Source organism: Zhengella mangrovi, from assembly GCF_002727065.1.
Taxonomy (GTDB): domain Bacteria; phylum Pseudomonadota; class Alphaproteobacteria; order Rhizobiales; family Rhizobiaceae; genus Zhengella; species Zhengella mangrovi.
The window spans coordinates 92,812-116,719 of sequence record NZ_PDVP01000001.1; the positions used below are offsets into that span (position 1 = coordinate 92,812).

General features: G+C 65.2%; 25 protein-coding genes. 7 read left to right on the forward strand and 18 right to left on the reverse strand.

The window, feature by feature from the left end; all coding sequences use genetic code 11:
• Nucleotides 1-114: 114 nt before the first annotated feature.
• The 5 genes from CSC94_RS00430 to CSC94_RS00450 all read right to left on the reverse strand — a co-directional run bounded on the left by CSC94_RS00430 (nt 115) and on the right by CSC94_RS00450 (nt 5,155).
• Nucleotides 115-1,434, reverse strand: a complete 1,320-nt coding sequence (locus CSC94_RS00430; protein WP_099302623.1) for an ammonium transporter — start codon at nt 1,432-1,434, stop codon at nt 115-117.
• Between the two features lie 281 nt (nt 1,435-1,715).
• Nucleotides 1,716-3,044, reverse strand: coding sequence for an ammonium transporter (locus tag CSC94_RS00435; protein ID WP_099302627.1), 1,329 nt, complete (start codon nt 3,042-3,044; stop codon nt 1,716-1,718).
• A gap of 18 nt (nt 3,045-3,062) precedes the next feature.
• Nucleotides 3,063-3,401 (reverse strand): P-II family nitrogen regulator, encoded by a 339-nt coding sequence (locus tag CSC94_RS00440; RefSeq protein WP_099302631.1) that lies wholly within the window; start codon nt 3,399-3,401, stop codon nt 3,063-3,065.
• A 216-nt stretch (nt 3,402-3,617) separates the two neighbouring features.
• Entirely contained in the window at nt 3,618-4,493 is an 876-nt protein-coding gene (gene tesB, locus CSC94_RS00445) for an acyl-CoA thioesterase II (protein ID WP_099302634.1), read from the reverse strand.
• 98 nt (nt 4,494-4,591) lie between these two features.
• On the reverse strand, nt 4,592-5,155 hold the full coding sequence (locus tag CSC94_RS00450) for a glutathione peroxidase (protein WP_099302638.1): 564 nt from the start codon (nt 5,153-5,155) through the stop codon (nt 4,592-4,594).
• A 68-nt stretch (nt 5,156-5,223) separates the two neighbouring features.
• Here CSC94_RS00450 and CSC94_RS00455 point away from each other — a divergent pair, with 68 nt between their 5' ends.
• The 3 genes from CSC94_RS00455 to CSC94_RS00465 all read left to right on the forward strand — a co-directional run bounded on the left by CSC94_RS00455 (nt 5,224) and on the right by CSC94_RS00465 (nt 8,379).
• Nucleotides 5,224-6,453, forward strand: a complete 1,230-nt coding sequence (locus CSC94_RS00455) for a ubiquinone biosynthesis hydroxylase (RefSeq protein ID WP_099302641.1) — start codon at nt 5,224-5,226, stop codon at nt 6,451-6,453.
• A gap of 23 nt (nt 6,454-6,476) precedes the next feature.
• Nucleotides 6,477-7,079: a hypothetical protein gene (locus CSC94_RS00460; protein WP_099302645.1), complete on the forward strand. Its 603-nt coding sequence runs from the start codon at nt 6,477-6,479 to the stop codon at nt 7,077-7,079.
• Nucleotides 7,080-7,260: 181 nt separating this feature from the next.
• Nucleotides 7,261-8,379: a Leu/Phe/Val dehydrogenase gene (locus CSC94_RS00465; protein WP_099302649.1), complete on the forward strand. Its 1,119-nt coding sequence runs from the start codon at nt 7,261-7,263 to the stop codon at nt 8,377-8,379.
• 98 nt (nt 8,380-8,477) lie between these two features.
• On the opposite strand, the gene msrA is transcribed toward CSC94_RS00465, so the two are convergent.
• Nucleotides 8,478-9,119, reverse strand: coding sequence for a peptide-methionine (S)-S-oxide reductase MsrA (gene msrA / locus CSC94_RS00470; protein ID WP_425356499.1), 642 nt, complete (start codon nt 9,117-9,119; stop codon nt 8,478-8,480).
• Nucleotides 9,120-9,295: 176 nt separating this feature from the next.
• On the opposite strand from msrA, the gene CSC94_RS00475 reads away from it, so the two are divergent.
• Nucleotides 9,296-9,730, forward strand: coding sequence for an OsmC family protein (locus tag CSC94_RS00475; RefSeq protein ID WP_099302656.1), 435 nt, complete (start codon nt 9,296-9,298; stop codon nt 9,728-9,730).
• Nucleotides 9,731-9,754: 24 nt separating this feature from the next.
• Here the strand turns inward: CSC94_RS00475 and CSC94_RS00480 are convergent, their stop codons facing one another.
• The 9 genes from CSC94_RS00480 to CSC94_RS00520 all read right to left on the reverse strand — a co-directional run bounded on the left by CSC94_RS00480 (nt 9,755) and on the right by CSC94_RS00520 (nt 16,446).
• Nucleotides 9,755-10,099 carry a carboxymuconolactone decarboxylase family protein gene (locus CSC94_RS00480; protein WP_099302660.1) on the reverse strand — a complete coding sequence of 115 codons (345 nt, stop codon included), beginning with the start codon at nt 10,097-10,099 and terminating at the stop codon, nt 9,755-9,757.
• A gap of 114 nt (nt 10,100-10,213) precedes the next feature.
• Entirely contained in the window at nt 10,214-10,858 is a 645-nt protein-coding gene (locus CSC94_RS00485; RefSeq protein ID WP_099302663.1) for a YceH family protein, read from the reverse strand.
• Between the two features lie 87 nt (nt 10,859-10,945).
• Entirely contained in the window at nt 10,946-11,809 is an 864-nt protein-coding gene (locus tag CSC94_RS00490; protein ID WP_099302667.1) for a nucleotidyltransferase domain-containing protein, read from the reverse strand.
• Between the two features lie 133 nt (nt 11,810-11,942).
• On the reverse strand, nt 11,943-12,722 hold the full coding sequence (locus tag CSC94_RS00495) for a succinate dehydrogenase iron-sulfur subunit (RefSeq protein ID WP_099302669.1): 780 nt from the start codon (nt 12,720-12,722) through the stop codon (nt 11,943-11,945).
• Between the two features lie 11 nt (nt 12,723-12,733).
• Nucleotides 12,734-14,563 carry a succinate dehydrogenase flavoprotein subunit gene (sdhA, locus tag CSC94_RS00500; protein ID WP_099302671.1) on the reverse strand — a complete coding sequence of 610 codons (1,830 nt, stop codon included), beginning with the start codon at nt 14,561-14,563 and terminating at the stop codon, nt 12,734-12,736.
• Nucleotides 14,564-14,576: 13 nt separating this feature from the next.
• Nucleotides 14,577-14,960, reverse strand: a complete 384-nt coding sequence (gene sdhD, locus CSC94_RS00505) for a succinate dehydrogenase, hydrophobic membrane anchor protein (RefSeq protein ID WP_099302673.1) — start codon at nt 14,958-14,960, stop codon at nt 14,577-14,579.
• Nucleotides 14,961-14,973: 13 nt separating this feature from the next.
• Nucleotides 14,974-15,372, reverse strand: coding sequence for a succinate dehydrogenase, cytochrome b556 subunit (gene sdhC, locus CSC94_RS00510; RefSeq protein WP_099302675.1), 399 nt, complete (start codon nt 15,370-15,372; stop codon nt 14,974-14,976).
• Between the two features lie 240 nt (nt 15,373-15,612).
• Complete coding sequence (locus tag CSC94_RS00515; protein ID WP_133122797.1) at nt 15,613-15,939, reverse strand: hypothetical protein; 327 nt, start codon at nt 15,937-15,939, stop codon at nt 15,613-15,615.
• A gap of 45 nt (nt 15,940-15,984) precedes the next feature.
• Entirely contained in the window at nt 15,985-16,446 is a 462-nt protein-coding gene (locus tag CSC94_RS00520) for a GNAT family N-acetyltransferase (protein WP_099302678.1), read from the reverse strand.
• Nucleotides 16,447-16,651: 205 nt separating this feature from the next.
• Here CSC94_RS00520 and CSC94_RS00525 point away from each other — a divergent pair, with 205 nt between their 5' ends.
• Entirely contained in the window at nt 16,652-17,029 is a 378-nt protein-coding gene (locus tag CSC94_RS00525; RefSeq protein ID WP_099302680.1) for a hypothetical protein, read from the forward strand.
• A gap of 3 nt (nt 17,030-17,032) precedes the next feature.
• On the opposite strand, the gene CSC94_RS00530 is transcribed toward CSC94_RS00525, so the two are convergent.
• Nucleotides 17,033-18,184: a nucleotidyl cyclase domain-containing protein gene (locus CSC94_RS00530; RefSeq protein ID WP_099302682.1), complete on the reverse strand. Its 1,152-nt coding sequence runs from the start codon at nt 18,182-18,184 to the stop codon at nt 17,033-17,035.
• A 384-nt stretch (nt 18,185-18,568) separates the two neighbouring features.
• On the opposite strand from CSC94_RS00530, the gene CSC94_RS00535 reads away from it, so the two are divergent.
• Nucleotides 18,569-20,092, forward strand: a complete 1,524-nt coding sequence (locus CSC94_RS00535; RefSeq protein WP_133122799.1) for a coiled-coil domain-containing protein — start codon at nt 18,569-18,571, stop codon at nt 20,090-20,092.
• A gap of 92 nt (nt 20,093-20,184) precedes the next feature.
• Here CSC94_RS00535 and leuC read toward each other — a convergent pair whose 3' ends face one another.
• A complete protein-coding gene (gene leuC / locus CSC94_RS00540) occupies nt 20,185-21,594 on the reverse strand; it encodes a 3-isopropylmalate dehydratase large subunit (protein WP_099302686.1) in 1,410 nt (469 codons plus the stop codon).
• A 212-nt stretch (nt 21,595-21,806) separates the two neighbouring features.
• Between leuC and CSC94_RS00545 the strand changes: the two genes are divergently transcribed.
• Complete coding sequence (locus CSC94_RS00545; RefSeq protein ID WP_099302688.1) at nt 21,807-23,234, forward strand: DUF418 domain-containing protein; 1,428 nt, start codon at nt 21,807-21,809, stop codon at nt 23,232-23,234.
• A gap of 64 nt (nt 23,235-23,298) precedes the next feature.
• Here the strand turns inward: CSC94_RS00545 and rplS are convergent, their stop codons facing one another.
• Nucleotides 23,299-23,826, reverse strand: coding sequence for a 50S ribosomal protein L19 (gene rplS / locus CSC94_RS00550; RefSeq protein ID WP_099302690.1), 528 nt, complete (start codon nt 23,824-23,826; stop codon nt 23,299-23,301).
• Nucleotides 23,827-23,908 lie beyond the last annotated feature (82 nt).

Below are 23,908 nucleotides of genomic sequence, written 5' to 3' on the forward strand. Positions count from 1 at the left end.
GCATTCCGGGACCGCCAGAGCCGAAAATGCATAATTCTTGGGCAAGGCTGGAAGCACTTGCCCAAGATTGAGGCTGATGGAAGGGCGGCGGCCAACGGGCCGCCGGCCGGATTGTCAGGCGTGGTAAGCCGCCTCGCCGTGCGAGGTGAGGTCGAGACCCTGGCGCTCCTCGTCCGACTCGACGCGAAGGCCGACGATCACGTCGACGATCTTGTAGAGGATGAAGGACAGGACACCGCACCACACGATGGTGATCGCGACGGCCTCGATCTGGACCAGCGTCTGGCCGGCGATCGAGTAGTCTGCGGCACCCGTGCCGCCCAGGCCCGGGGCGGTGAAGATGCCGGTGCCGACGGCGCCGATGATGCCGCCGATGCCGTGCACGCCGAACACGTCCAGGCTGTCGTCATAGCCGAACTTGTTCTTCACCACGGCCACGAAGAAGTAGCAGCCGGCCGCGGCGATGGCGCCGAGCACGATGGCCCCGACCGGACCGACCGTTCCGGCAGCCGGTGTGACGGCCACCAGGCCCGCCACCATGCCCGAGGCGGCGCCCAGCATGGAAGCCTTGCCGCGAAGCACGGCTTCAAGGGCCGACCAGGCGAGGATCGCACCCGCCGTGGCGGTGAAGGTGTTCATCATCGCCAGCGCGGCGCCGCCATTGGCTTCCAGGTTGGAGCCGGCGTTGAAGCCGAACCAGCCGACCCACAGGATCGAGGCGCCGACCATGGTCAGCGTCATCGAGTGCGGCGCCATCATGTCCTTGCCGAGACCGATGCGCTTGCCGATCAGCAGCGAACCGACCAGGGCGGCGATACCGGCGTTGATGTGGACGACCGTGCCGCCGGCGAAGTCGAGCGCACCCATGTTGAAGATCAGGCCGGCGCTGTCCCAGACCATGTGGGCGATCGGGAAGTAGACGAAGGTGACCCACAGCAGCGTGAACAGCAGCACGGCCGAGAAGCGGATGCGCTCGGCGAAGGCGCCAACGATCAGCGCCGGCGTGATCGCCGCGAAGGTCATCTGGAAGGCGATGAAGACATATTCGGGAATGACCACGCCGTCGGTGAAGGTGGCCGCGGTCGAGTCAGGCGTCACGCCCGACAGGAACAGTTTGCCGAGACCGCCCCAGAACGGGCTCGTTCCGCCGCCGAAGGCGAAGGAATAGCCGTAGACGACCCAGACGACCATCACCAGCGCGGTGATGAGCGTGCATTGCATCAGCACGGACAGCATGTTCTTGGCGCGCACCAGGCCGCCGTAGAAAAGGGCGAGGCCGGGCAGGATCATGAACAGGACAAGAAGGGTCGAGACCATCATCCAGGCGGTATCGCCCTTGTCCATCACCGGTGCGGCGGCATCCTGTGCTGCAGCCGGCAGCAGGCTGCCGGCCAGGAGAAGGGCGGAAGCAGGGACCGCCCGAAGAAATCGCATACGCATCATGTCAACTCCGAGAAGGATTGTCGAAACCGGGTAACCGGATCGCCGAGTCCTTCACAAGTTTCGTGCCAATTGCCAAAAGCCCGGTAACATGCGGTAAAGATTATGTATTTTCTTTCATCAGCGACTCGTGTGCAATCGCTACCCAGCCAAGATGCACAATTTTTGATCATATCATGCCATTTTGCACAAGGAATAGACAAAAAAGAGCCCGGCGGGTGCCGGGCTCAAGGTAGCGATGCCGCTCACCGGCATCGCGACGGGATCTCTCCGGCTCAGAAGCGGGTGCCTGCTGCCGTGAACTCCGGGTAGGCCTCGACGCCGACTTCGGCCTTGTCGAGACCCATGACCTCGTCCTCTTCGGATACGCGGATGCCCATGACCGCCTTGAGGATCAGCCACAGCACCGCACTGGTGATGACGGTGAACACGCCATAGGCCACGATACCGACGATCTGCACACCCCAGGAGGCGCTGCTGTTCGACAGCGGCACGATGAACGTGCCCCAGATGCCGGCAAGCAGGTGGACCGGGATGGCGCCGACGACGTCGTCGATCTTCAGCTTGTCGATGGCAGGCACCGCGAAGACCACGATGATGCCGCCGATGGCGCCGATGATGATGGCCAGGAACGGGGACGGGTTGAGCGGCTCGGCGGTGATCGACACGAGGCCGGCCAGCGCGCCGTTCAGCACCATGGTCACGTCGACCTTGCCGTAGATCAGCGGCATCAGGATCATGACCGCGACCACGCCGCCGGCGGCAGCCAGGTTGGTGTTGGCGAAGATGCGCGACACGTCGGACACGTCGTTGATCGTACCCATGGCCAGCTGCGAGGCGCCGTTGAAGCCGAACCAGCCGAGCCACAGGATGAACGTGCCGAGCGTTGCGAGCGGGATCGACGAACCCGGCATCGGCTGCACCTTGCCGTCGACATACTTGCCCTTGCGGGCACCAAGGATCAGCGCACCGGTCAGGGCGCACCAGCCGCCGACCGAGTGGACCAGCGTCGAGCCGGCGAAATCCTGGAAGCCCATGGCGTCAAGCCAGCCGGTACCCCATTTCCACGAACCGGCGATCGGGTAGATGAAGCCGGTCAGCACGACCGTGAAGATCATGAAGGGAAGCAGCTTGATGCGCTCGGCCAGCGTGCCGGAGACGATCGAGGCGGCGGTGGCGACGAACACCATCTGGAAGAACCAGTCGGACGCCGTCGAGTAGCCGGTGGCCAGCGCGTTGCCGCCGACCGGGTCGAAGGAATAGGGGCCGAAGGAGCCGAAATAGCCGCCGTTGACGCCCGTGTACATCAGGTTGTAGCCGATAACCCAGTACATGATGCCGGCCACCGAGTAGAGGCCGATGTTTTTCAGGCACTGCATGGACACGTTCTTGGAGCGGACGAGCCCGGCCTCGAGCATGGCGAAGCCGGCTGCCATCCACATGACCAGGAAGCCGCCCACCAGGAACAGCAGCGTGTTGAAGATATAGGCCGTCTCCGGCGAAACCGGCGCCGGTGCGGCGGCGTCCTGCGCCAGGGCCACGCCCGCCATGCCGGCGGTGGCAGCACCCGTGAGGGCCGCAGTGGATAGGGTTTTGATATTCATCAAGACGTCTCCTGTCCCTTACAATGCTTCCGCGTCGGACTCGCCCGTGCGGATCCGCACGGCCTGCTCGATCGCGTAGACGAAGATCTTGCCATCGCCGATCTGGCCGGTTTTGGCCGCACCGGAGATCGCCTCGATGGCCTTTTCGACCATGTCGGAGGCGACGGCGACCTCGATCTTGAGCTTGGGCAGGAAGCTGACGGCGTATTCCGCGCCGCGATAGATTTCCGTATGCCCCTTCTGACGTCCGTAGCCTTTGACTTCGGTGACGGTCAGGCCCTGGATCCCGACGGAGGTTAACGCTTCGCGAACCTCGTCAAGCTTGAACGGCTTGATGATTGCCATCACGATTTTCATAAGGTTTCACCCTCGCTTGATTGCGGTTGCCCGCGTTTCGGACATCGCGGACATGCGCATGCCAGCGACTGCCCTTCCTGATACAAGCGGCGTGCCAAGTTCCGAAAAAGATAGATAAGTAATTGGAATATATCACAAAATAATTTCATTGTGCAGCGCATTCAATATCTTCGCGCATGCAAAATGCTTAAATGTTATGCAATTTCTTGAGAATGACTATTTATTGGGCTTCGAGCGGGGCCGGATCAACCCTTCCTGCGCCATCGAGGCGATCAGCGTGCCGTCACGGCCGTAGAGAAAACCGCGCGTGAATCCGAGTGCCCCCTGGGTGGACGGGCTGTCCTGGGTATAGAGCATCCAGTCGTCGAGCCGAGCCGGCCGATGGAACCACATCGAGTGATCCAGGCTGGCAACCTGCAGGTCGCGGTCGAACACGGCGCGGCCGTGGACGAAGAGCGAGGTGTCGAGCAGCGTCATGTCCGACAGGTAGGCCAGCACGGCGGCCTGAAGTGCCGGCTCGTCCGGCACCGGTCCCGTCGTCCGCACCCACGTGTTCTGCCGCGGTGGCAGCTTGTCGCGGCTCGTGTAATGCGCCACCTCCACCGGCTTCATCTCGATGGGCCGCGGCCGTTCGAAATAGTTCCGGATCGCCTGGGGAAGCTTGTCGATGAAGTTCTCGATCAGCTGCTTTTCCGACAGCAGGTCCTCCGGCGCGGGCACGTCGGTCGGAATGGCGAACTGGTGCTCCAGGCCGTCTTCGAAAACGTGGAACGATGCGATCAGGGTGAAGATCGCACGGCCGTGCTGGATCGCGTTGACCCGCCGCGTCAGGAACGACGATCCATCGCGAATGCGGTCCACCTGGTAGATGATCGGGACGGATGGATCGCCCGGCAGCATGAAATAGCAATGCAGGGAATGGACATGGAACCGGTCATCTACCGTGCGCTGCGCGGCGACCAGCGACTGGCCGATGACCTGCCCGCCGAAAACCCGCTGCCAGCCGGACTGCGGGCTGCGCCCGCGAAACAGGTTGTGCTCCAGATATTCGAGATCGAGAATCTCGAACAGCATGTCCATCGCGCTGACCATCGGTGTTCCGTCCCGGATATTTCGGATCGGATCGTTCGACCAGTTGGAGGGCGCCCCGTCAAGCCCGTTCGGCCAGGCAGACCCTGTCCGGACCCGGCCTATGCCTTGGCCAGGGCCGCCTCGATGGCCAGTGTGATGCGATTGTCCTGCGGCCGGATCCGGCTGGCAAAGCCGGCAACGGGCCGGCCATCACGCCCGACCAGCACCTTGTGGAAGTTCCAGCCCGGCACGCCGTCATCGCCGAGCGCCTGTTCGAACGCCTTGTAGAGCGGATCGGCCTTCGCCCCGCGGACAATCGTTCGCGCCGCCATCGGAAAGCTCACCTGGTAGGTCTGGGTGCAGAATTCCTTGATCTGCTGCGAATTGCCCGGTTCCTGCTGCCCGAAATCGTTGGAGGGAACCCCGATGAGCACGAGACCCCGCGCGGAATACCGCCGCCACAGCGCCTCCAGGCCCTCGTATTGCGGCGTGTACGCGCATTTCGAGGCGGTATTGACCACCAGCAGCACCTTGCCGGAAAACCGGTCCAGCGCCAAGGGATTGCCGTCGAGCCCGTCGAGCGTGAACCGGTAGACCCCGCGGGCAGCGTCGGAACCGCTGGCGAGCGTGGGCGACGCCGCGGCCAGGGCGGCAAGCGACAGGAAAGCGCGGCGATGCATCATGGCAATTTCTCCTTCGATGCTCTATCTACGGGCTGGAAAACAGATGGATGACTGGCTGGTAAGGTTTCATGGCCAAGGCGGACAATGATTTTGACATCCTGGTCGCGGGCGCGGGTTACGTGGGCCTGGCGGCGGCCGTCTCCATCGCCGGAGCTGCGCCCGACCTGAAGATTGCCGTTGTCGATGCCGCGCCGGAAGGCGTCTGGCAGAAGGACACGCGCTGCTCGGCCATCGCCGCCGCCGCCGTCCGCATGCTCGAACAGCTCGGTGTCTGGCAGGCCATGGTCGGCGAGGCCGAGCCGATCACCGAGATGATCGTCACCGATTCGCGCACCGCCGATCCCGTTCGGCCCGTGTTCCTGACATTCAGCGGCGATGTCGGCGCTGGCGAGCCCTTCGCCTGGATGACGCCGAACAAGATCATGAATGGCGCGCTGCGCGAGAAGGCCGCCGGCCTCGGCGTCACCATCCTTCAGTCGACCCCGATCGAACGTTTCGAAACCGGTCCCGGCCATGTCACGCTGCACACGCCCGATGGCCGAGAATTCACCGCCCGCCTGCTCGTCGCCGCCGATGGCGTGCGCTCGCGGCTGCGCGAACAGGCCGGCATCCGGACTGTGACCTGGGACTACGGCCAGTCGGGCATCGTCTGTACCGTCGCCCACGAACGCCCCCACGGCGGCCGCGCCGAGGAGCACTTTCTCCCGGCCGGACCGTTTGCGACCCTGCCGCTGAAGGGCAACCGTTCGTCGATTGTCTGGACCGAACGCACCGCCGATGCGGAACGGCTGGTCAAGGAAGATCCGTTTGTCTTCGAGGTCGAGCTGGAAACCCGCTTCGGCCACCAGCTCGGCGCCCTCAGGCTGGAGGACACGCCCCGGGCCTGGCCGCTGGGCCTGACGCTCGCGCGCGACTTCGTGACCGACCGTGTCGCGCTCGCAGGCGACGCCGCCCACGGCATTCATCCCATTGCCGGGCAGGGCCTCAATCTCGGCTTCCGCGATGTCGCCGCCCTGGCGGAGGTTGTGGTCGAAGCCGCGCGCCTGGGCCAGGATATCGGCACGCTCGACGTGCTCGAACGCTACCAGCAGTGGCGGCGGTTCGAAACGGTCCAGATGGGCATTACCACCGATGTGCTCAACCGCCTGTTTTCCAACGATCTCGGCCCCGTACGGGCCATCCGCGACCTTGGTCTCGGCATGGTTGACCGCATGCCGGCCCTCAAGACCTTCTTCATGCGCCAGGCCGCGGGCCTGACCGGTGCAACGCCGCGCCTGTTGAAGGGCGAGGCGCTGTGAGCCCCGCCTGAAAGGATAAAGCCATGACCCGCGAACTCGATTTTGACGAGACGGCGAAGCTTGCCGCGTCTTCCGCCCAAGCCCTCGCAGGCTATCCGGCCGACCTCGCCGGCATGATCGGTGAAATGGTGCTCTGGCTCGAACGCCACCGCCTGCCGGGCCTCGCGCTCCTGGCCGATTGGCTCGAGCACGCCCCGGTGTTCGACGCCTCCGCCGCCGGCCCGGTGATCGACGACAAGGGCATGGTTTCCTTTCCCGACCCGTTTGTTGGCGGCATGTTCATCGTCGACCGTTTCGATGAATGGACCTTGCCCGGCCTGTTCGAAGGCCCGAAGCATGGATCGGTGCTTATGGCCCCCTTCCTCGCAATGGCCGCGCACAAGCGCTCCATGCCCCTCGAGATCGTCTTCTTCGGCGACGAACGCTTTCAGGGCGAGGCGGGCCGCCTCGTCTACCGGGACGGAAAATCGGCCTTCGAGGGCAAACCTGGCCTGCTCCCGGGCGTACGCCAGGTCGGCATCTCCAGACCGGAATTCCTGGCGAGACAGCCCAGGGCGCCGCTCGACGCCGCCATCGCCGTGGACGAGGCCGTGCTCAAGCGCCTCACGCCCGCACAGGCAAGCTGACGGAGATGCCGCAACGCAGCAAGATTTGTTGCATTGCAGAAGCCCGGCACGTCGCGCAATGATGGTACCGCAAAGGCCCGCCTGCCTTTCCTTTGGATGCGCCGAAGGCCCTGACTTTGCAACCAAAATACGCGCATAAGCGTTATCCTGAGACAAATGAAAGTCATGAGGGAGAAACGCCATGCTGCATGTCGAGAAGCCTGTCCGTCAGGCCGCAACCGGCCAGCGAAATCTGCAACTGAACGACATCACCCGCGATGCCGCCCGCCTGCCCGGTTTCGAGGGCCACGAAAAGGTCTGGCTCGGGCGCGACCGGGACCGCGGCCTGACGGCGATTGTCGCGATCCACGACTCGACACTGGGCCCTGCACTCGGCGGAACGCGGATCTGGGCGCATGAAACGCTCGACGCGGCGATCACAGACGCGCTGCGCCTGTCGCGCGGCATGACCTACAAGTCCGCCATTGCCAACGTGCCCTTCGGCGGCGGCAAGGCCGTCATCAAGGCCGATTCGAAAACCCAGAAGACGACCGACCTGCTCGAAGCCTATGCCGACATGCTTTCCATGCTCCAGGGCAGCTTCTTTACCGGCGAGGATGTCGGCCTCACCGTGGCGGACGCCGATTTCCTGCGGGCCCGCACGCCCAACGTGACGGGCACGACCGCTGGCGGCTCCGGCAATCCCTCGCCGGTGACAGCGCTGGGCGTCTTTCTCGGCCTGAAGAGCGCGGTCTGTCATCGCTACGGCTCCGACGTGACCGGCGAGCTGACGGTGGCCGTCCAGGGTCTCGGATCCGTTGGCTGGTCGCTGTGCGAAATGCTGCGCGAGGCCGGCGCTCGGCTGATCGTGACGGATATCGACGAGGACCGGTGTGCAAAGGCGGCGCGGATGTTCGGAGCCACGGTGACGGCGCCTACGGATATCGTCGCTGCTGATGCCGACATTTTCGCGCCCTGCGCGCTTGGCGGCGTCCTGACGCCACAAACCATCGACAGCCTGAAAGCCGGGATTGTTGCCGGGTCGGCGAACAACCAGCTGGCCGACGAAGACGATGCCTCCGTTCTGAAGGCCCGCGGTGTGCTCTACGCGCCGGACTACGTGATCAACGCCGGCGGACTGATCAACGTTGCCGCCGAACTGGCGCCGGGCGGATATGACAGGACCGATGCGCTGGCCCGGGTCGATCATATCCCGGACGTGCTCGGGCGGATTTTCAGGCGCAGCGACGAGACCGGCGAGCCGACCAACCGCATCGCCGAGGCCATCGCCGTCGAGCGCCTGGCGGCCGCTCGCGGCTGACCGGATCGCGAAATCCTGAAAAAACGAAAAGGCCGGTTCCGGACCGGCCTTTCTGTTTGAACGTTTGCAGAGCAAATCCAGCGGAAAGCGGGAGTGCCCTAGTGGGTCGCCTGCTTCATCTTGACGCCGTGATAGGCATCGTCGCCCCAGAGCTTGCGGACGGACTTGGTCCGCCGGCTGCCTTCGCGGTAGTTCTCGTAGGCATCGGCGCGCGTGACGTAGCCGAACCGCGTCAGCGTCCGCGCCTGGCTCTGGTAGTAGTTCTGGTGATAGTCCTCGGCCGGCCAGAACTTCGCCGGGCCCTCGACCGGCGTCACGATCGTCTTGCCCAGTTCCTTCTCGCCCTCGGCGATGGCTTCGCGCGCCTCCTTGGCCTGTTGGTCGTTCAGCGCGTAGATCGCCGTCGAATACTCGTGCCCGCGATCGTAGAACTGACCGCCGGCGTCGGTCACGTCGATGGTCCGCAGGAAGGTCGCCACCAGGTCCTTGTAGGAAATCGTCTCCGGATCGAACTCGATCTTCACCACCTCGCGATGCCCGCCGGCCGCGTAGTTGTGATAGGTCGGGTTTGCCGTCTTGCCGCCGGCATAGCCCGAAATGGTCTCGGTGACGCCCGGCACCTTGTCCATGTCGGCCTCGACGCACCAGAAGCAGCCGCCGGCGAAGAGCGCGGTGTCGGCCCGGGCGGAAACGGCCGAGGCCAGAAGGGCGGCGCAGAACGAGAGTGCCAGTGGGAGCATACGGGACATGATCGGTCCTCCTGTTGATCGCCGGGAAACTGGCGCAGGGCTCGCCCTCATTCAAGTCACGCCTTAACAATTCGCCGTGAGCGGCGGCCACGGCCAGGCGCAACCTTTTACGCGGTCCAGCCGTTGTGCGGTCTAGAGCGGCAGAACCGCGAATGAGGAGACAGGACATGAAGAGACATGCCACCGCGATCTGGAAAGGCGCGCTTGCCGACGGCAAGGGGCGCATCGACACCCAATCGGGCGCGCTCGCCGCGCAGGCCTATTCGTTCAAGGGCCGGTTCGAGGACGAGGAAGGCCGCTCCGGCACCAACCCGGAAGAATTGCTGGCCGCCGCCCACGCCGGCTGTTTCGCCATGCAGCTGTCGCATTTCCTGGCCGAGAACGGCACGCCGGCCGACCGCCTCGAAGCCCAGGCCGTCGTCACGGTCGAGCCCGATGACGGCGGCTTCTCCGTCCGCTCCACCGCGATCAGCCTGACGGGCCACGTTCCCGGGATCGACGACGCGACCTTCCAGGAACTGGCCAACAAGGCCAAGACGGGTTGCCCGATCTCCAGGGCGCTCGGCGCCATCACTATCGAGCTGGACGCGAAGCTGGCCTGACCGTAGCCGGGCCGGCCGGAAACGTCAGTCGGCGAGCGCGTCGAAAACGGACAGCGCTTCCGCCCCGTAGATCATCGAAGGGCCACCGCCCATGTAGACCGCGACGGCGATGGTTTCGACCACTTCCTCGCGCGTGGCGCCGTATTTCTTGGCAGCCTTGGCGTGAAAGGCGAGACAGCCGTCGCAGCGCGCCGTGATGCCAATGGCGAGGGCAATCAGTTCCTTGGTCTTGGAATCGAGAACGCCGGGCGCGATCGAGGCCTTGGCCAGTTCGCCAAAACCCTTGGCGGGCTCGGGCATGGCCTTGCGCAGCGTCGCCATGCGCGCGTTCGTCTGGTCGATGAACGAACTCCAGTCCTTGGTTGCCATCGGTCGTGATCCTTGCAGCTACGGGCAGATGCAGGGGGTCATCGCATGACGGCCGCGGCCGCACCTTGACCCGGATCAACAGGGCCTGAAGCCGGCCCGGCAAGAGACGAGACTTTATGCGCCGACGGCGTCAAGCCGTGCCTTCAGCGCCGCGACCTCTTCTTCGAGCAGGCGAACCCGCTCTTCCAGGTCCGAAACCTGGGAAGAAGCCGCCGATGCACGCGGGGCGCTTTTCACGGCGATGTCTCCGACGTCGACGTCACCGGCCAGAAGATGCGCGAACCGGTCCTCGCGCTGGCCGGGCGCCCGTCCGATTTCCTTGACCAGCGGCGGGCGTTGGCCAATCAGCATGTCGAGTTCCTCGCGAACGGCCTCGGCAGAGCCGAAATGCGCCATGCGCTCGCTGCGCGTCAGCAGTTCGTTGAGCGTCTGCGGGCCGCGCAGCAGCAGCAGCGCCAGGATGGCCGATTGCTGGGCCGTCAGGCGGAAGACGCGCCCGGCGCCATGCTCGAACCGCTCCGTCCGTGACCCGGAGACGCGGCGCGCGAGCCCCTTCTCCTCCAGCGACTTCAGCGCCCGGTTGATCTCGACGGGTTCGAGCGCCATGACCGGCTCGCGAGAGCTCTTCTGGTTGGCGGCTGACTGCAGCGCGTTCAGCGTCAGGGGATAGACGTCGGGCGTCAGCAACTGCTTTTCCATCAGGCAGCCGAGCACGCGGACTTCGAACGGATTGAGATGTGGCAGATCGGAATCAGTCATGGTCGCAATTTATCCCCGGTGCGGGAATCGCGCCAGAGTTGAACGGCTGCGTTCCGCCGAAAAATTGCGACCGGCACCCGGCGTGATCTACACGGCATCGGCGGGCGCAAGGCCGGCCTCGCGCTTGAGTAGGTCGGAATAGAACAGGTCCGCGCGGATCCGCCGTTCGTCCAGCCCGCCCGACACGCGGCTGACCCGCGGCAGGCGGCCCGCCATGGCATGCATCCCCTCGCGGATGAAGCGGGCCAGAGGCGCGGGCAGGCGTCCCGTGCCCAGTTCCCGTGTCCGTGACTTTTGCTCGACCAGGTGCCAGATGGCATCCCGCACATCGCCCGCGATGGCGGTTCCGGCGAGGCAATCGGGCATGTTCATCGGCGGCAGCGTCCGGAAATCCCGTTCCGCCATCCACTCCAGAGCGACGAGCGGACGGATGGCGTAGAAGGCCTTCTTGATCGGCGCCTCGCCACTCTCCATGTCGTGCCGCCCGGCCTGCGTCCGCAGCAGGCCCAGGTAGTGATGCGCCACCTTCGCCGGGTCGAGGATCTCGCCGAGAAGATCAAGGAGCGACGCGCGAAACCCGGGTATTTCCTCGTAAACGATGGGAGAAACGGTCCATTCCAGGATGGCTGCATTGCCCTTGAGGGCGAGACGCAGCGCCTTGCGCAGATCCCATCCTCCGGTATCGACGTCACCCTCGATCGGGAACTCGATCACGTCGCGGCGCTGTTCGAGGACGAAATGATCGCCGGGCGGGCAGAGGTAGACGAAGCGGCAGTCATAGTCGCTGTCAGGCGAGGGAAATCCCCAGGCACGGCTTCCGCTCTCGATGGCGAACAGCACTTTCAGGCCTTCGTCCCGGACGTGATCGAGCCGCGTCCGGATTTCGCCGACCACCACCGGATCGAAATCGGCCGGGAGAGAACCGGCAACGGGCTTGGCAGAACCCGTCACCGAACACCCGATATCACATGGGCGAGGCCGCGAGCTTGCCGGACGCTCAGGCTCCCCCGCGCCCGCAGTGGCGCAGCCATGAGGACGTGCAAGGGAAAAGCCGCCCGGTCAGGAACGAAGCGGCAGGCGCCGGTCACACCCGGCGCTCCACCATCATCTTCTTGATCTCGGCAATCGCCCTGGCCGGGTTGAGGCCCTTCGGGCAGGCCTGCGCGCAGTTCATGATCGTGTGGCAGCGATAGAGCCGGAACGGGTCCTCGAGATCGTCGAGACGCTCGCCCGTGGCCTCGTCGCGGCTGTCGATCAGCCAGCGGTAGGCCTGCAGCAGCGCGGCGGGACCGAGGTATCGGTCGCCGTTCCACCAATAGCTCGGGCAGGAGGTCGAGCAGCAGGCGCACAGGATGCACTCATAGAGGCCATCCAGCTTCTGCCGGTCCTCGTGGCTCTGCAGCCACTCCGTCTCCGGGGCCGGGCTGGTCGTCTGCAGCCAGGGCTCGATGGAGCGGTGCTGCGCGTAGAACTGGTTGAGATCCGGCACCAGGTCCTTGACGACCGGCATGTGCGGCAGCGGGTAGATTTTCACCGCCCCGTCGATCTCGTCCATGCCCTTGGTGCAGGCCAGCGTGTTGGTCCCGTCGATGTTCATCGCGCAGGACCCGCAGATGCCTTCGCGGCACGACCGGCGGAAGGTCAGCGTCGGGTCGATCTTGTTCTTGATGTAGATGATCGCGTCGAGAACCATCGGGCCGCAATCGTCCATGTCGACGTAGTAGGTGTCGACCCGCGGATTGGCGTCATCGTCCGGGCTCCAGCGGTAGACCTTGAATTCGCGAAGGTTTTTCGCGCCCTCCGGCTTCGGCCAGGTCTTGCCACCGGTGATCTGCGAATTCTTGGGAAGTGCGAGTTCCACCATGTCAAATCTCCTCAGTAGACCCGCGCCTTGGGCGCGATCTTGGCCAGATCGATACCGTCGGCGATCAGGTCGACGTGAACCGGACGATATGTCAGGTCGACCTTGCCCTTCTCGTCCACGGTCGCCAGCGTGTGGACACGCCAGTTCTCGTCGTCGCGCGACGAGAAGTCCTCGCGCGCGTGCGCGCCGCGGCTCTCTTTGCGCGCCTCCGCCGAGTAGACCGTGGTGATGGCGTTGGCCATCAGGTTTTCCAGTTCCAGCGTTTCCACCAGGTCGGAGTTCCAGATCATCGACCGGTCGGTCACCTTGACGTCCGGCAGTTCGTCCCAGATCGCCGACAGGCGCTTGCAGCCCTGTTCCAGCGTTTCCTGGGTGCGGAACACCGCGGCCTCTTCCTGCATGGCCTTCTGCATCTTCTCGCGCAGGTCGGCAGTCGGCGTCGATCCGTTGGCAAAGCGCAGCCGGTCGAAGCGGGAGAGGATCTTCTCGCTCTGGGCCTCGTCGATGGCCGGGATCGCCGCGTCGCGGTCGATCACTTCGCTCGCCCGCATCGCAGCAGCACGGCCGAAGACCACCAGGTCGATGAGCGAGTTGGAGCCAAGGCGGTTGGCGCCGTGCACCGAGGCGCAGCCGGCTTCACCCACGGCCATCAGGCCGGGCACGACGGCATCGGGGCTGTCCTTGGTCGGGTTCAGCACCTCGCCCCAGTAGTTGGTCGGAATGCCGCCCATGTTGTAGTGGACGGTCGGCAGCACCGGGATCGGCTCCTTGGTCACGTCGACACCGGCGAAGATCTTCGCCGATTCCGAGATGCCCGGCAGGCGCTCGGCCAGCACGGCCGGATCGAGGTGATCCAGGTGCAGGAAGATGTGGTCCTTGTTCTTGCCGACGCCACGGCCTTCGCGGATTTCCATCGTCATGCAGCGCGAGACGACGTCGCGCGAGGCCAGGTCCTTGGCCGACGGTGCGTAGCGTTCCATGAAACGCTCGCCCTCGGAGTTGACCAGGTAGCCGCCCTCGCCGCGCGCACCCTCGGTAATGAGGCAGCCCGCACCGTAGATGCCGGTCGGATGGAACTGCACGAATTCCATGTCCTGCAGCGGCAGGCCGGCCCGGGCCACCATGCCGCCACCATCGCCGGTGCAGGTATGGGCCGACGTGGCCGAGAAATAGGCGCGGCCATAGCCGCCCGTCGCCAGCACCACCATCTTGGCGGCGAAGCGGTGGATCGTTCCGTCATCGAGGTTCCAGGCGATGACGCCGGTGCAGCGGCCGTCCTCGCTCATCAGCAGGTCGAGCGCGAAATACTCGATGTAGAACTCGGCGTTGTTGCGCAGGCTCTGGCCATACAGCGTGTGCAGGATGGCGTGGCCGGTGCGGTCGGCGGCAGCGCAGGTGCGCTGCACCGGCGGTCCGTCGCCGAAATTCTGCATGTGGCCGCCGAACGGCCGCTGGTAGATCTTGCCGTCCTCGGTGCGGCTGAACGGAACGCCGTAGTGCTCCAGTTCGTACACCGCCTTCGGCGCTTCCATGGCGAGATACTGCATTGCGTCCACGTCGCCGAGCCAGTCAGAGCCCTTGACCGTGTCGTAGAGATGCCATTGCCAGCAGTCCGGCGTCATGTTGGTCAGCGACGCGGCGATTCCGCCCTGGGCGGCCACGGTGTGGCTGCGCGTCGGGAAAACCTTGGTGATACAGGCCGTCTTGAGGCCCTGCTCCGCCATGCCGAGCGTGGCGCGCAGGCCCGCGCCGCCGGCACCCACGACGACCACGTCGAACTTGTGGTCGATCAGTTCGTAGGCGCGTCCGTTGATGGAAAAGCTCTTGTCTGTGTTGGCCATCGTGACAGCGTCCTTAACCGGCAAATGCAAGCTTGAGCAGCGCGAAGACCGAAAGCAGGCCCACGCTGGCGACAAAGAAGGTGTTCAGCATGACGAGAAGGAATTTCCAGGCATCGTCGTGGATGTAATCTTCGATGATCACCTGCATGCCGAGCTTCATGTGGTAGAGGGCGCTCAGGATCGCCCCCATCGTCAGCAGCGCGACGAACGGGTTCGACAGGGCCGCCTGCACCTCGTCGTAGGAGGCCCCGTTGAGCGCGATGATGAGGCCGATGAAGAAGATCGTCAGCGGAACGTTGGCCACCGCGGTGACCCGCTGGCGCCAGAAATGCTCGGTACCGTCCTTGGCGGACCCCAGGCCGCGAACCTTGCCGAGCGGTGTGCGCATGTCGGTCATGTCGGTCTCCTCCTCAGCGCGCCATGTAGCCGATGATCCAGACCGCGAGGGTCAGGACCGCCGAGGCGATGGGTTGCATCCGCGCCACCCGGGTGGCGAAATCCTTGTCGAAACCGTGGCCCATGTCCCAGAACAGGTGCTTGATGCCGCCCAGCAGGTGGTGGATCAGGGCAAAGGTGAAACCGAACAGGATCAGCCGGCCGAGGAACGACCCGTAAATACCGTTGACCCAGTCGAAATAATCCGGCCCCGAGGCGGCGGCAATCAGCCACCAGGCGACGAGAAGCATGCCGAAATAGAGCGCCCCGCCGGTGATGCGGTGGGTGATCGACATCACCATGGTCGGTATCGGCTTGTAGATCTGCAGATGCGGCGAAATCGGCCGCGCTCGGGTCTTTGCGTCCTTGCTCACTGTGGTCCCCCATAGGGCTTGGCCGGTCAGACGCGGCGGGCGACAACGCCCGTCGGCGGCCGGCAAGGTTCGGCGATCACGGGCTTTCTAGTCCCGTTTTTGCACCGCGTCAAAGGTTGCAGCGGCCTTCCGCCATGATTCGTTGGTCTGATAGCCCGCCACGGCCGGCGAGGCCAAGCGCTTCAATCGATTGAAGTTTTTCCCTGAAGGCAAATATGCGCCGGATTCCGGACGGCGGGCCTAGCGTTTGCAGTTGAGCGGCGATTTTCCGGTGACGAACCACAGCGCTTCGCGGCCGTTGAAAACCACGGCATAAAGCCCCTCGCCGTAGCGCTCCCGCGAACCGGGCGGCGAGGCCGGCAAGGTCACATCGACGCCGCGCGGCGAGTTCACCTGGACCGCGTCGCCGACGCGCGTCACCGTCATCGTGCCGCCGCCGTCGCATTGCCATGAACTGACGCGCGGCTGCCCCGCCCCCTCGACGTGGCGCACGGCCGGACCCTGTGCCACGCAGGAAGCGAGAAGCGGCAGGCAAAGGCAGGCGGAGAGGAGACGAATCGGTTTCATGCCTTCCTTATCCGCCATCGCCGACACCAAGAAAAGCCGCTTTTCTCATTTGCCGTCGAAGCGGATGATGTAGCTCGTCCAGTCCGCCGGCGCGGCGATCCGCTCGTAGAGCTTGCGGCCGTCTTCGGGCTGGCGCGGAGCATGCAGGTGCAGCTTCGACCAGCCGCGATCTTCCGCCTGGTCCGCGAGCACGTCGACCAGGGCCTTGGCGATGCCCTTGTTGCGGTGATCGTGGTGGACGTAGATGTGATCGCACACGCCCATGCGCAGGCCCGACACCGGCTCCGGCACGTCGTAGAAGATCAGGAAGCCGACCAGTTCGCCGTCGATGCGCGCACCCAGCGCCTCGGCCGTGCGGTCCTGGAGGATCTGCTCGGCGTAATACTCGTCCGGCCGCCGCGGCGCGCCGCGTTTCAGCGCCTGGGCATAGGCGGCCAGCAGCGGCGCGAACTCGTGGGCGTCCTTCAGGCGAAGTGTCTGGATGTCGATGGTGTGCTGCTCGCTCATGGCTCAACCGTTGGCGCTGGTGAATGACAGCCTTCGGATGCCGCAGTTAACCATGACTGTCAATCGCGGCCGGCGTTTTGAACATTCGCGCGTGACAAAGGTTAACAAACCGTTAAGACTCTCCGCACGGGGAGGCTTCGGCAACCTCCGGGTCCATCCGGCGCATTCCGCCGGGCGGGTCCTGTCACGAAAGGAGGACGCTCCCATGCGTTCTGTAAAGCGTATTCTGGGTCTTGGTTTCGCCTGCTGCACGGCGCTGTCGGCGATCGGGCTTGCCACCGCCGGCGTCCAGGCCAACCCGGTCGGCGAGATCGCCTATGCCGATTCCTACGGCAACCTGGTCGTTCTGAGCCCGTCCGGCTACAAACGGGTCGTTGTCGGCCGTGCCGATCTGGCCCCCGCTGGCGTCAGGGGAGACGGCGATGTCGTCTACTTCGATGACACACGCTACCTGACAAGCCAGCAGCGAGTACCGGACACGGCCTATCGCTGCTCCGGCGGCGCGGCCGTCTATCACGGGCGGTCCTACATGTATGGCCTGTCCAGGGACGAGGTGGCAGTGCTGCGCAACCGCTGCCGCTGACGATCAGGCAAGCGCGCCGGCCGGTGACGGACGCGGCGGCACGTAGCGCACCATGTCGCGCAGGCAGACCCCGGGCCCGCCGGGACTGCGCGCATGGTACAGCGCCTCGGCGGCGCGCTCCGACAGCGTGTCGAAACTTTCCCCCGGCTGCTGCGCCGCAAGACCGGCGGCGAAGCGTGCCGGGCCTTGGCTGTCCTCGCCGGTGATCCGCTCGCACCATTGGCGCGCGTTTTCTGACGACCGTTCCTCGAACAGGATCCCGATCCGGGTATCGCCGGCGCGGAACGCGTGCATGGTCTCGCCCAGCCGCGGCGTTACGAGGCCCACGAGCCGGTCCAGCGCGGCATGCTGCCGGCGCTCGCTTTCCAGGTCAGGGAAACCGCTGGCCGAAACCGGTTCGATCAGCGCCAGAACCTGTCCGCCGCTCCCCCGAGCCGCGGACGCGAAGCGGTCGGAGACGGCCGAACGCGTCATCAGTCCGGTCTTCGGATCATGCGCGTAGCGCTGCCGCACGTCGCCGAGCAGCCGGGCACCGATCAGCCAGATCATCGTGCAGGCCAGCATCAGGCCCGTGACCGCCTGGATGAACAGGATCAGGGCCCCGTAGTGGGTGGCCAGGAACTGCGACGGCGACGCACCGACGCCGCCGGTGAAGATCGCGATCCCGGGACGGATCCCGTATTGCAGGGCAAACAGCGACAGCGCCAGGGCGAACAGGCGGTCCACGGTCGTCCGCCCGTGGAGCCAGGCAATGACGGCGCCGGTCAGCCCCATCGCGAGATAGGGCGCCTGGTAGATGGTCTGGCGCAAAAGCGAATCACGGTCCATGTCGATGATCGTCAGGTTGACCATCAGCATCGAGATGTAGAGCACGGTGACAAGGCGCCAGTTGAAACGGGCCGCGAAATAGGCGGCAACCCCGGCGGACAGGAACATCAGCCCGCCCAGGTGAGTGGCGAACAGCAGGAAGCGGGGCAGGTGCGCGTTGTCCAGCCAGGCCAGCGACGCCTCGAACCCGCCGGAGATGACCGCCAGCGCGCTGGCGATGATCAGCAGCAGCGATTCCGCACGCCGGCTGTGCCACCAGGAAGCAACCAGCACGCCAAAGACCATGAAGGCGATCGCGCTGTTGAGGAAAAGCAGGTAGGCGCCCATCATGCACTCCGCGGATCAGGGCAAATGCAGCGGATGGGGGCCCGGAATTCACGTCCGCAGTTGCGTGGATACTGCCAGATGGAGCCAGGAGCCGATCGGACCGGCGACCGAAATGCTCGAGAGAAGGCACGCGTGGCGGGCACGCTGGCTGTCCGCCATCGGTCACGCCTTTTCAAACACTTCACTGCCATGGATACCCTGCCCCGTCGAACGGCCTTACCCTACGATAGGGCCGATACGTTAGTGATTGGTTATGCAGCGGACCGGCATTGAACCGAAGGACGGGATCAGCCAGGGAACCACCCTTGAATATCATTGCAAACACAGGTCATCTGGAGCTAGCCTTCACAAGAACTGGTTGAGCGCGAAGCGGGGGCCTACGCGATGAAAGCATTCAGAATGGCCATCGCCGGCCTTGGGCTGATCCTGCTCGGATTGTCTTCGGCACGGGCGCAAGAGGACAGCGCGGCGCTCGTCCGGACCGCGCTGGAAAGCGGAGGGATCCAGGGCGCGGTGGCTGCGCTCGAGCAGCGCCTGGCGGCAAGGCCGGACGACGTTGATGCCACTTTCGGTCTCGGCGCCCTCCGCTTCTTCCAGGCGGTCGAGGGCCTCGCGCAGGATCTATGGCGTCTTGGTGCTGGCAACGCATCCACGAACGGCCCGATCACGCGGATGCTGCCGATCTTCCGTGTGCCAGTTCCTCCCAACGCCAGCCCGGAAACCGCATCCTACGCGAAGACCCGCGCCATGCTGGAGCGATTCTCCGCCGGCATGACGCAGGCCGGTACCGTGCTCGAGAAGGTCGGCGACCGCCCGGTCGCCCTCGACCTCGATCTGATGAAGATCCGCTTCGACATCAACGGCGACGGCCAACCCGGCGACGACGAGAGCCTTGCGGCGCTTCTGCAGGCGATGCGCCTGGCGCGCGGGCCCGGGGACGGCCTTGCCTTCCGCTTCGATACGGCTGATGCAAGCTGGCTGCGCGGCTATGCTGCCCTGCTCTCGGGCATGGCCGATGTCTTTCTCGCCTTTGATTATCAACCGACCTACGATGCCGTGTTTCACAACGTGTTTGGCCCGGAGGCCAACCGTTTTGGCCGCCGGCTTGCCGGCACGCGCCTGTCGGACGAGGAGATCGCGGCGCTTCAAGGCCGGATCATGGAGCTCGATGAACGCGCCCGGTCCGTTATCACGCCGGAAGACCAGGCACGGCTTTGGGAACTGCGGCCTCGCCGCGAAGGGCTTCGCGCGCAGCTCAGGACAGCCGGGGAGACGGAAAAGGCCGCCCTCCAGAAGGACCTCGACCAGATCCTAGCCACCATTGCCGGACTGGAAAAACAGGACGCGGAAGCGAGGGTGCTCACTCGGACGAGCAACCAGTTGCGCCGCCGTATACAGGCCAGTGAGGGCCGAGGCGGCATGCTCGATGGCTGGGAAGACGTCATCGCGTTCATTCACACCATCAACTGGGAAGTGACCGACCGGAACCGGCTGCGCGCTGCGCGCGACAGCTTCGACACCATGCTCAAGCAGAATGAAACGACATGGCGCCTCGTCCGCGTCGAAACCGACGATGAACGCGAATGGCTGCCCGGTCCGCACCAGGCCAACCGTTTTGCAGGCCTGCCGGTGACCGACGAGCTGATCGACGGCTGGCTGGAGGTAACCGCGCTGGCCCGCAAGGCGCTCGCCGGCGCCTTGCTCATCCCCACGTTCCGCTTTGGCCAGGGCATGAACGTCGCCCGCTACATCGAGGAGACGGACCGTTTCGACCTCGTTCTTTTCCTGACCGGCCAGAACGTCATCGACTTCGTCGAGCCTGGCGACGTCCTCGACGGGACGCTCCTCGACGCCCTCGAACAGACGGCCGGCCGCAACCTGACCAGCTACGCCGTCTGGTTCAACTGACCGCCGGTCGCCGGCCATGAAAAAAGCCCGCGCCGGTCATGGCGCGGGCTCCGTCCTGTCTGGCCTGGGGGCTCGCGCGCCCGCGCAAGGCATCATTTCCAGTCGCGTACGTCCACGAAATGGCCCGCAATGGCGGCAGCGGCCGCCATGGTCGGCGACACGAGATGCGTCCGGCCCTTGAAGCCCTGGCGGCCCTCGAAATTGCGGTTCGAGGTCGAGGCGCAGCGCTCGCCCGGCTTCAGCCGGTCGTCGTTCATGGCCAGGCACATGGAGCAACCCGGCTCGCGCCATTCGAAGCCGGCCGCCAGGAAGATCTTGTCCAGGCCTTCGGCTTCCGCCTGCTCCTTCACCAGGCCGGAGCCCGGAACCACCATGGCATTGACACCCGCGGCGACCGTCTTGCCGTCCACGATTTTCGCGGCGGCGCGCAGGTCCTCGATGCGGCCATTGGTGCACGAACCGATGAACACCCGGTCGATGGCGATATCGGTCATCCTGGTGCCGGGCGTGAGGCCCATGTATTCCAGCGCCCGCTTCTTGGAAGCACGCTTGGTCTCGTCGGCGATGTCGGCCGGGTTCGGCACCACGCCGGTGATCGAGACCACGTCTTCCGGCGACGACCCCCAGGACACGATCGGCGGCAGGTTGGCGGCATCCAGCACCACCACCTTGTCGAAATGCGCGCCTTCGTCCGTGTGCAGCGTCTTCCAGTAGTCCAGCGCCATGTCCCAGGCCTTGCCGGTCGGCGCCCGGGGCTTGTCCTTGATATAGGCGAAGGTCTTTTCGTCCGGCGCGATCAGGCCGGCGCGCGCGCCGCCCTCGATGGTCATGTTGCAGACCGTCATGCGGCCTTCCATCGACAGCGAGCGGATCGCTTCGCCGGCAAACTCGATCACGTGGCCGGTGCCGCCCGCCGTGCCGATCTCGCCGATGATTGCCAGGATGATGTCCTTGGCCGTCACGCCTTCGGGGATCTGCCCGTCAACGCGTACCAGCATGTTCTTGGCCTTCGACTGGATCAGCGTCTGCGTGGCCAGCACGTGCTCCACTTCCGACGTGCCGATGCCATGGGCCAGCGCGCCGAAGGCACCATGGGTGGAGGTGTGGCTGTCGCCGCACACGATCGTCATGCCGGGCAGCGTGAATCCCTGCTCCGGGCCGACGATGTGCACGATCCCCTGGCGGATGTCGGATTCGTTGTAATAGTCGATGTGGAAGTCGGCGGCGTTCTTGGCCAGCGCTTCCACCTGGATGCGGCTTTCCTCGTTCTTGATGCCGATCTTGCGGTCCGGCGTGGTCGGAACGTTGTGGTCGACGACCGCCAGCGTCTTTTCCGGGTGGCGTACCGCGCGCCCGGTCATGCGCAGGCCTTCGAAAGCCTGCGGGCTGGTCACCTCGTGAACGAGATGGCGATCGATGTAGAGCAGGCAGGTTCCGTCATCCTGGCGGTCGACAACGTGATCGTCGAAGATCTTGTCATAGAGGGTACGCGGTGCGGTCATGTCCAAAGTCCTCATCGGTCGCGAGGGCGCAGGGAAACGCCCAGACAGTTTGGACGCCATATGTACCTTGACGGCCCGGAGCGTCAAGGATCAAGCGGATGTGCCGCAGCCCCCGGCGATAAATTCCAATTGCAATGTCGCCCCGTCAGGAGTAACCGCGCTTCCGGCTCTTTCGGCCGCGCGGCCCCGTCTCGGGCTTTCGGATCACGTGCATGAACACGACCCCCTTTGCTTCCGGCCGGCATGCCCTCATGGACGCCGGCCGCGGCTTTGCCATTCTCGGCATTCTCTGGCTCAACATCTTCATTTTCGCCCTGCCCCTCGACGCTATGGGCGTGCCCGGCATCTGGGGCGAGACCATGTGGGGACCGATCGATCCCAACGTGGAGGTCTGGCGCATCATCGGCGTCGCGGTCGATGGCGTCATGCGCGGCATGATCTCCATGCTCTTCGGCGCCACCGCGCTCATCCTGCTGACCCGCGCCGAGCGCGCCGGCGGCGGCCTGGCCGCCCTCGATCCCTGGTATCGCCGCCAGATGGCGCTGATCGGCTTTGGCGTGATCCACGCCTACCTGCTGCTCTGGCCCTATGACATTCTCTACCTCTACGGGCTCTTCGGCCTTTTCCTCTTCCCGGTGCGCAACTGGTCGCCCAGGCGCCTGACCGTCGTCGCGCTCGTCATGATGGTCATGTCGGCCATTCAGGGCGGCGAGGAAATCTCTCCCCTCATGTCGCAGCGCCTGGAAGTCCGCGATACGTTGAGCCAGCAGCAATTGCAGGAGAACCGCCAGGGCGAACCGCTGCGCCAGCAGATCGACCCCTCCGGCACGGATCCCGAAACCACGCAGGGCATCACGCGGCCCCAGGCCCCCGACGCCGGCCAGGCGGCCGGCAGCGAGGAGACGCAGGCGCCGGGCGACGAGGCGGCCCAGGCCGAAGACCCGATCCAGGCGATGATGGACAGCATCGAAAGCGAGATCATCGATCGCCAGCAGGGCTACATCTCCAACCTGGTGTCGCTGGCACCGACCTCCTTCCAGGAGCAGACGTCGGAAGTCATCGTCCACCATATCCTCGATGTCTACACCATCATGCTGCTCGGCATGGCGCTGCTGAAAAGCGGCTTCCTGACCGGCGGCTGGAGTCTCGCCGCCTATCGCCGCGTCGCCGTCGTCGGCCTGGCCACGGGCAGTGCAGTCGGATGGTTCACGGCAACGCGGTTTGCCGACGGATCGACGGCCGCCTGGCTGTCGGACAGCCTGCTGCCCTACATTTACGATATCCGCCGCATGGGCTTTGCGCTGGGCTTCTTCTCGGTCATCGCGCTGTTGCTGGCCGCGGGCCGTGCCCGATGGCTGACCGACCGGCTGGAAGCCTGCGGGCGCCTCGCGCTGACCCTCTACATCGGCCAGACGGTGACCTGCATCATCCTGTTCTACGGGTTCGGCTTCGGCCTCTTCGGCCGGCTCGAGCACATCCAGGTCGCCGGCATCGCGCTGGCCATGACACTTGTGCAGTTCTTCGCAGCACCGCTTTGGGTCAAGGCCTTCGGCCAGGGTCTGCTCGAACGCCTGCTGCGCCGCCTCGTTCACGGGCCGGCCGAACCGGCCGCCGGAACCGCCGCCCGGCGCAAGGCATGAAAAAAGGCGCGGGTCCCGAAGACCCGCGCCTTTTCAATTCAGGAGAACGCTGGAAGCGCCGGGCTTACTCGCCCTGGGCCTCTGCGTTCTGCTCGGCGGCAGCAGCCTCTGCAGCCTCGGCTGCGGCCTTCTCGGCGGCCAGCGCCTCGGCGGCGGCAACCTTCTCGGCCTCGACGCGGGCGCGCTCTTCGGCCTGGGCCTGGCGCTCGGCGTCGTTCAGCTTGCGCGAACGGGCATTGGTATTCTCGGTGATGCGGGCCGACTTGCCGCGGCGATCACGCATGTAATACAGCTTGGCGCGGCGGACCTTGCCGCGGCGGACCACTTCCACCGCCTCGACGAGCGGCGAGTAGACCGGGAACACGCGCTCGACGCCTTCACCGTAGGAAATCTTGCGAACCGTGAAGTTCTCGTGCAGGCCGGAGCCGGAACGGGCGATGCACACGCCTTCATAGGCCTGCAGACGGGTGCGCTTGCCTTCCGTCACGCGGACCTGGACGCGCAGCGTGTCACCGGGGGAGAATTCGGGCAGCTTGCGCTGACCTTCGATCTTGGCGGCCTGCTCGGCCTCGAGCTGACGAATGAGATCCATCGTCCTGTCCTCTTGTTCTTGGGCACGTCAGAGCGCCGCCTTCCGAAGTCACTGACCGCGATGAAGGGCCGGGCAGGGGTCC

Bases quoted from the DNA above. Each gene is read 5' to 3' on its own strand.
- CSC94_RS00430 (WP_099302623.1), bottom strand. From the start codon at position 1,434: ATGCGATTTCTTCGGGCGGTCCCTGCTTCCGCCCTTCTCCTGGCCGGC.
- CSC94_RS00435 (WP_099302627.1), bottom strand. From the start codon at position 3,044: ATGAATATCAAAACCCTATCCACTGCGGCCCTCACGGGTGCTGCCACC.
- CSC94_RS00440 (WP_099302631.1), bottom strand. From the start codon at position 3,401: ATGAAAATCGTGATGGCAATCATCAAGCCGTTCAAGCTTGACGAGGTT.
- tesB (WP_099302634.1), bottom strand. From the start codon at position 4,493: ATGGTCAGCGCGATGGACATGCTGTTCGAGATTCTCGATCTCGAATAT.
- CSC94_RS00450 (WP_099302638.1), bottom strand. From the start codon at position 5,155: ATGATGCATCGCCGCGCTTTCCTGTCGCTTGCCGCCCTGGCCGCGGCG.
- CSC94_RS00455 (WP_099302641.1), top strand. From the start codon at position 5,224: ATGGCCAAGGCGGACAATGATTTTGACATCCTGGTCGCGGGCGCGGGT.
- CSC94_RS00460 (WP_099302645.1), top strand. From the start codon at position 6,477: ATGACCCGCGAACTCGATTTTGACGAGACGGCGAAGCTTGCCGCGTCT.
- CSC94_RS00465 (WP_099302649.1), top strand. From the start codon at position 7,261: ATGCTGCATGTCGAGAAGCCTGTCCGTCAGGCCGCAACCGGCCAGCGA.
- msrA (WP_425356499.1), bottom strand. From the start codon at position 9,119: ATGCTCCCACTGGCACTCTCGTTCTGCGCCGCCCTTCTGGCCTCGGCC.
- CSC94_RS00475 (WP_099302656.1), top strand. From the start codon at position 9,296: ATGAAGAGACATGCCACCGCGATCTGGAAAGGCGCGCTTGCCGACGGC.
- CSC94_RS00480 (WP_099302660.1), bottom strand. From the start codon at position 10,099: ATGGCAACCAAGGACTGGAGTTCGTTCATCGACCAGACGAACGCGCGC.
- CSC94_RS00485 (WP_099302663.1), bottom strand. From the start codon at position 10,858: ATGACTGATTCCGATCTGCCACATCTCAATCCGTTCGAAGTCCGCGTG.
- CSC94_RS00495 (WP_099302669.1), bottom strand. From the start codon at position 12,722: ATGGTGGAACTCGCACTTCCCAAGAATTCGCAGATCACCGGTGGCAAG.
- sdhA (WP_099302671.1), bottom strand. From the start codon at position 14,563: ATGGCCAACACAGACAAGAGCTTTTCCATCAACGGACGCGCCTACGAA.
- sdhD (WP_099302673.1), bottom strand. From the start codon at position 14,960: ATGACCGACATGCGCACACCGCTCGGCAAGGTTCGCGGCCTGGGGTCC.
- CSC94_RS00515 (WP_133122797.1), bottom strand. From the start codon at position 15,939: ATGAAACCGATTCGTCTCCTCTCCGCCTGCCTTTGCCTGCCGCTTCTC.
- CSC94_RS00520 (WP_099302678.1), bottom strand. From the start codon at position 16,446: ATGAGCGAGCAGCACACCATCGACATCCAGACACTTCGCCTGAAGGAC.
- CSC94_RS00525 (WP_099302680.1), top strand. From the start codon at position 16,652: ATGCGTTCTGTAAAGCGTATTCTGGGTCTTGGTTTCGCCTGCTGCACG.
- CSC94_RS00530 (WP_099302682.1), bottom strand. From the start codon at position 18,184: ATGGGCGCCTACCTGCTTTTCCTCAACAGCGCGATCGCCTTCATGGTC.
- CSC94_RS00535 (WP_133122799.1), top strand. From the start codon at position 18,569: ATGAAAGCATTCAGAATGGCCATCGCCGGCCTTGGGCTGATCCTGCTC.
- leuC (WP_099302686.1), bottom strand. From the start codon at position 21,594: ATGACCGCACCGCGTACCCTCTATGACAAGATCTTCGACGATCACGTT.
- CSC94_RS00545 (WP_099302688.1), top strand. From the start codon at position 21,807: ATGAACACGACCCCCTTTGCTTCCGGCCGGCATGCCCTCATGGACGCC.
- rplS (WP_099302690.1), bottom strand. From the start codon at position 23,826: ATGGATCTCATTCGTCAGCTCGAGGCCGAGCAGGCCGCCAAGATCGAA.